General features: G+C 66.1%; 5 protein-coding genes and 2 pseudogenes. 5 read left to right on the top strand and 2 right to left on the bottom strand.

The features are described from left to right. Window positions 1-203 precede the first annotated feature (203 nt). Window positions 204-732 (bottom strand): annotated as a pseudogene (locus ASF52_RS23250) (IS481 family transposase); the annotation flags it as partial. An 855-nt stretch (window positions 733-1587) separates the two neighbouring features. Here ASF52_RS23250 and ASF52_RS12395 point away from each other — a divergent pair. Then, complete coding sequence (locus ASF52_RS12395; protein WP_162241027.1) at window positions 1588-2229, top strand: TetR/AcrR family transcriptional regulator; 642 nt, start codon at window positions 1588-1590, stop codon at window positions 2227-2229. Between the two features lie 420 nt (window positions 2230-2649). Then, window positions 2650-3480 (top strand): annotated as a pseudogene (locus tag ASF52_RS12390) (integrase core domain-containing protein); the annotation flags it as partial. A gap of 316 nt (window positions 3481-3796) precedes the next feature. Here ASF52_RS12390 and ASF52_RS12385 read toward each other — a convergent pair. Then, the gene (locus ASF52_RS12385) at window positions 3797-4390 is read right to left on the bottom strand and encodes a biliverdin-producing heme oxygenase (protein WP_244473802.1); all 594 of its coding nucleotides are present in this window, start codon (window positions 4388-4390) and stop codon (window positions 3797-3799) included. A gap of 76 nt (window positions 4391-4466) precedes the next feature. Between ASF52_RS12385 and ASF52_RS12380 the strand changes: the two genes are divergently transcribed. The 3 genes from ASF52_RS12380 to ASF52_RS22655 all read left to right on the top strand — a co-directional run. Further along, on the top strand, window positions 4467-4910 hold the full coding sequence (locus ASF52_RS12380) for a DMT family transporter (RefSeq protein WP_056172277.1): 444 nt from the start codon (window positions 4467-4469) through the stop codon (window positions 4908-4910). Between the two features lie 115 nt (window positions 4911-5025). Further along, window positions 5026-5487, top strand: coding sequence for a tellurite resistance TerB family protein (locus ASF52_RS12375; RefSeq protein WP_056172274.1), 462 nt, complete (start codon window positions 5026-5028; stop codon window positions 5485-5487). A 159-nt stretch (window positions 5488-5646) separates the two neighbouring features. Continuing rightward, a partial coding sequence (locus tag ASF52_RS22655) for a GTP-binding protein (RefSeq protein WP_139221393.1) occupies window positions 5647-5741 on the top strand: 95 nt, incomplete at its 3' end.

Below are 5741 nucleotides of genomic sequence, written 5' to 3'. Positions count from 1 at the left end.
TTGCCGGGGGTGAAGCGCATCTGCCGGCGCCAGTCGTGGATGTGCTCGGCATCGGCCGAGCCGAAGGCGAGACGCACCCGCTCGGGGTCGCCGTCGCGATCGACAGAAGACGACCCGCCAGCGTGTAGCGGACATGGGGCTCCATCGGCGGGTCTCCGAACCGTCAAGCTGACGACACCGCATACCACCTGCGATTGTGTTCGTCATCCGGGTTTCTCGGTACACGATCCCGAGAGGAGGTGTGACAGGTTGATCCTGAAGCCATCGGGCTGTTTCGTTCAGGCATCGAGGATGAACTCTGTGGGTGTCAGGCCGTACAGCGTCTTGTGTCCGCGGTCATGGTTGTGGTCATCGACGAACAGATGCAGATACGCCCGAAGCTGAGCATGGCGGTCGTAGTGGTCGCGTGTGATCGTCGTATCCTCGATCAGACGGTTTGCTGCTTCGCGCTGCCCTCCGGGGCAAACGCTGGACTTACCCGTTGGCCCAAGAGTGGTTCACCTTGGTCAACCGATGGTCGATGCCATGCTCGTCGCAGACGCGATCGAATATGTGCTGGCTGGCGTAGACGTCCCGTCGGCGTGACGTGGCCTGAATGCCGTCGTGGGTGAGCACGGTGTGGATACGGTAAGGCACCGCTTGGATGAAGTCGCGGAGGAACCGAGGAGCCTCCATCGTACCGACGCTCTCCACCAGCAGCACGAAGGCGAACTGGATCGCGCGACGGATTGCCTCCGTCGTGGTGGCATTTCCACGGAGAACCTACCCAGTAGCCTATCCCTTGCGACAGGGTACTCGACCGTATCGTTACACCGCGGGATCAAATCCTTTCAGGCGATCCACTGGTCCAAAGTGCCGCTGCCGATGATGGCGATGGGCGGGCCCGTCTCGGGAGTGCTGAAGCCGCTCATGTATCCGTCCTCGGATGGCATGGGGTTATTCACGGGAATCTCTCACCGCCGGCTGGCCATGACGGCGCGGCAATCCGGACTGAGCCGCGAGCTGTTCGTGAGGAGGCAGTCGGTGATCGCCCGCCGGTCCGGGATGAGTGTGCGGCACAGCCGGAGGACGTCCGGTGTGCAGGCGCGCCTTTCGGCGGCGGTGTCGGCGTGGAGACTGTCATCGCCGGCGCTTGCCGGCGTCGCTGCAGCGGCAGCCAGCAGGACACAGGCGACGGCACTTCGGACGAAGTGTCTTGATGTGCATTCGGATGTCCTCATCCCCAATCTCCTTCGGTCCGCCCGAAATGAGCGTCTGGTCGCCGGAACGCCATCAAACGAGAGCGTCGCGGCCCTTCCATGGAAACCATATGGTTTCCTTCCAGAGGTTGGCAAGCTGTCTTTCGGAACGTGGATTTCGGTATGGCTCCCGATCCTGTGATGGAGCACGGGGCGAGCGACGACTCAACGATGCGAATCATTTAGGTTTTCATCATTCTCCAGTTGTAATCGGGTCTGCGCTATGGGCTTCTGGCGCCCGGCCGAGCAATGTCGCATACCGGTCATCCCTGGAAACCATACGGTTTTTGATTACGTGATCTAGTCGATGCGAGGCGCCACGATGCGGAGAGGCGGAGGGGGAATGCCCATGCCAGAGTCTGAGGAGGCCGTCTCGGTCCCACGGGTCGCCAAGGACGATCAGACCTACGCTCGGCTCGTGGCCGTAGCCCGGGCGGAGTTCCTCGGCTCGGGTTTCGCGGGCGCGACGGTTGCTTCCATCGCCGCCAAGGCGGGGATCTCGAAAAAGACGGTCTACCAGTATGCGGCGTCCAAGGAGGCGCTCATGTACGAGGTGGTGGCGGACGCATGCCAAACGCTGTTCAGCGCGATCTTCACGTCAGCCAGTTCCGACCTCGTTCGTTCGGAGGTCGCGCACTGCCTCATCGAGTTCTGCTTGTTGTCGACCTCGGAGGATGGCGTCACGGCCCACCGCCTCGCCATCGGGGAGGCCCGGCAATTCCCGAAGATGGCGCAGGCGTACAAGGACGCCCTCGAAGCTTACGTGATCGAGCCCCTCGCGGCATGGGTACGCCGGCAGAACGATCTCGGTCGGCTGCGGGCGGACGACCCGAAGCTCGCTGCAGATATGCTGGCTTGCATGGTCGTCAGCCCGTTCGTACGCGATCTCAGCCTGGGGGTTCGGCCGAAGCCAACGCGAGACGAGATCGAACGTACGGTCAGCACGGCACTGAACCTATTCCATGCCGGCGTTGCCGCACGCCTGGACTGAGCGGATCGAAGGCTCGTTCGGCCAGCAAGGAACGTAGCCGCGCGTCGAGTCGAATTCAGGCGAATGTAACGGCACGTCGGAGACGAAAAACCGCCCGCGACGGATGAAGGAATGAACGTCCGCTTACAAGTGCGTCGTGAATCGCTGATTTTGACTTAGCACCCCCTGGGCATTTTGATGTCGGTGGGCAGCTGGAAGCGCCTTCGGCAATGGGGGCACAGGACGAGTGGGACGAGGCCGGCAAACAGCAGTCCGATGACGGCCTGCCGCGCACCGGCGGCGGACAGGTCGCACGTCGGCCGCGTAGATCTTCCGGTTCCTCACGATGCCGACAGCCCAGCACAGACCCCGGGGGTAGAACGGCGCCCAGGTCCGTCGGGCCTTGCGCCCCATCACCCTAAGGAACGTGGCCTGCCCCCTGAGTACGGTGGCCTGAAGGGCGATCAGGTCAAGCGGCTGAAGTCCCTGGAGACCGAGAACCAGCGCCTCCGCCGGGCGATCTCCGATCTGACCCTTGAGAAGCTCATCCTGAAGGAGGCGGCTGCGGGACCCGAAGGGCAGCGCCAGCAAAACTTCTGAGCCCAGCTCGCCGCCGGGCTTGTGTCGACTCCGTCGTTGCCGAGCACGGTGTGTCCGAACGCTTCGCCTGCCAAGTTTTGGGGCAGCATCGTTCGACACAGCGCAAATCCGCCGTCGTAGTCGAGGACGAGGCCGCTCTGACGGTCGCCATCGTTGCGCTGGCTCTCCAGTACGGGCGCTACGGCTATCGTCGGATCACGGCCTTGCTCCGGCGTGACGGCTGGACGGTGAACGTGAAGCGGGTCGAGCGGACTGAAGGCCCTCGACGTGATCGACGTACTCTCGGACCTGTTCAGTCTGCGCGGCGTGCCAGGCCATATCCGCTCGGCCAACGGGCCGGAGTTCATTGCCAAGACGGTCCAGGACTGGATCGCAGCGGTTGGCTCGCAGACCGCCTACATCGAGCCGGGCAGTCCGTGGGAGAACGGCTATTGCGAGAGCTTCAACGCGAAGCTGCGGGACGAACTCCTCAACGGCGAGGTGTTCTACACCCTCAAGGAAGCCAGCGTCGTGATCGAGCAATGGCGAAGGCACGACAACAGCATCCGGCCGCATTCGTCGCTCGGATACCAGCCACCTGCGCCGGAGGTCGTCATCTGGCCAACGGAACCGAGCGGATCAGTGCCGTCGTCCGCTCGCCTTGCCATCGTCACCCGACCGACGATGCACTAACTTCGAACCTGGGCCACCAAATGGGGGCAGGCCACTGCGCGAGGCGCAGTTCGTGGCCATCGTCACGCCCTCGGTGAAGCACATCACCCGGGAACTCGCGAGGGCATGACGGGCCTGCCTCGCGGCCGGACCTTGGCCGATGCCGCCCGGACCCGGCACCATCCTGCGGCCGGTCCTGGCCTCGGGCGCGCCGCGCCGAAACAGTTCCGGTCGGGGAGCCAAGGCTTCACCCTGTCGAGGGGCCCGGTCCGTCGCAGGTGCGCGCTGCAGCACCGTCGACCACCCTGTGCGAAAGTGCGCCGGACGAGCGGGTCGGCTAGGCCCGGGCGCTCTGGGCATTCTCGAACAGTGAAAAGGCCCTGAGGGCACCGGCGACGGCGCCGTCGGCATCCGAGGCGGGCCGGGTTTCAAGCCATGCGGCGAAGCTCGGCCACAGGCGCTGACCCTCGCCCTGCCGAAGGAAGCGGGTGTTGTCCCGAACCGTCGCATCGGGGCTCGCCAGGGCCTGGCGCAGGAGCATCTGGCCCCCGAGACGCGAGCCCTCGAGAACGTAGAGCAGCCCCGCGACCTCGGCCGGCGGCTGCGCGCGGGACATCGCCGGCGCAGGCGGGGCGGGATGCCCCAAGGCCGCCAGGTCGGCCCGGATCGCGTCGGTGCGGCGGCGCGCCGGCCAATCGGGGGGCAGCGCTTCGGGAGGCGACGCGGCGAGGTCCGCCTCCAGGGGCACCAGGGCTGCCGCCATGGCGGCGAGGAACCCGACATAGGCTCCCCGTTCCTGGAGATCGTGGCCGGCCCAGCCGGAATCGAGGCGGTGGTGCGCATCCGACGTCGCCCGCCGCAGGAGACCGCGCAGGCCCTGATCGACCACCCGCGCGCGCGCCGCGTCCTCGCGTCCCATCCCTTCGGTCATGTTCGGCCGTCGCTGCCCTATATGCGGGAGGTCGCTTCCGTCAGGCGGTGACCGCCCGAACCGAGTGGTGATCCCGATGTGGTATCTCTATGGTCTCGCGCTTGTGGCCGGCATTGCCAACGCCGTCCAGGGCGGCACGAACGCCACCCTCTCCAAGGCCCTCGGCCAGCCCTTCGCCGCCGGGCTCGCGGTGGCCCTCGGCACCGGGACCACCCTGCTGTTCATCGGCCTCGTCTCCGGCCGTTTCAGCCTGCCGAGCCTCGCCCAGGCCGCGCAGGTGCCGGCCTGGGCTTGGTTCGGCGGATGCCTCGGTGCCCTCGTGGTCCTGTCGCAGTTCTTCGCCGCGCAGGCCATCGGAGCAGCCCCGTTCCTGGCGATCCTCGTCACGGCCGGCGTCGCCACCTCCATCGTCCTCGATCATTTCGGTTGGATCGGTTTTGCCGTCCACGCGGCGAGCCCGTGGCGGATCGTCGGGGGCGTGCTGATGGTCCTGGGCGTCACCCTCGTGGCCCTGTTCTGAAACCCGGCGGTCTCGCGTCGCACGACCCCTTGCCTTCCCGGCGCGAAACGGCGAGGTCCCCCGGAATCGTACAGCGCGGGTCGCCCCATCCTCACGGCCCCATGAGAAGCGTCCCATGAACATCTTTCAGGACATCGTCGCCCGCTTCAGCCAGACCGTCACCGCCTATGCGGGCGACACGGCCCTGATGCAGGCCATGGTCTCGGCCGCCGCCAACGTCATCGTCGCCGACGGGGAAGTGGCGAGCGAGGAGTTCGACACGGCGCTCGCCGGCATCCAGGCCAATCCGATCCTCGAGAAGGGCTACGACCGCCTGATGCTGGAGAGCGAGCTCTACGACGGCATCGCCCGGGCGCGGACCCGCGCCGGACGGGCGGAGAACCTCCGCCGCGTCGCCGGCATCCTCGGACGCGGCGAGACGGAGCGCGCCGCCGCCTTCCTGATCGCCGCCGACGTCGCCGATCACGACGGCATCTCCCCCCTCGAAGCGACGGCGCTGGACGAGATCGCCGAAGCGCTGGGCGTCGACAAGGCGGCCCTGCTCGAAGCGTCTCCGATCAAGCGTTCCATCGGGTGAGGGGGCTCCGGCACGGCGGCCCGGGGACGATTGTCGGCAAAGCCCTTGATCAAAGGACGGCAAGCCTCTAAGCGAGCCGCGTCTTTCGCCCGGCTCGATTAAGTTTTCGAGCGACTGACCGGGCGCCCGCTCGTGTGAGCTTGCCGCAGGAAAGAGACGATGGCCAAAGAGAAATTCGCTCGTACGAAGCCGCACTGCAACATTGGCACGATCGGTCACGTGGACCACGGCAAGACGTCGCTGACGGCGGCGAT

This window comes from Methylobacterium sp. Leaf112, from assembly GCF_001423295.1.
In the GTDB taxonomy this organism is placed as follows: domain Bacteria; phylum Pseudomonadota; class Alphaproteobacteria; order Rhizobiales; family Beijerinckiaceae; genus Methylobacterium.
This window is presented reverse-complemented; position numbering and strand designations above follow the sequence as displayed.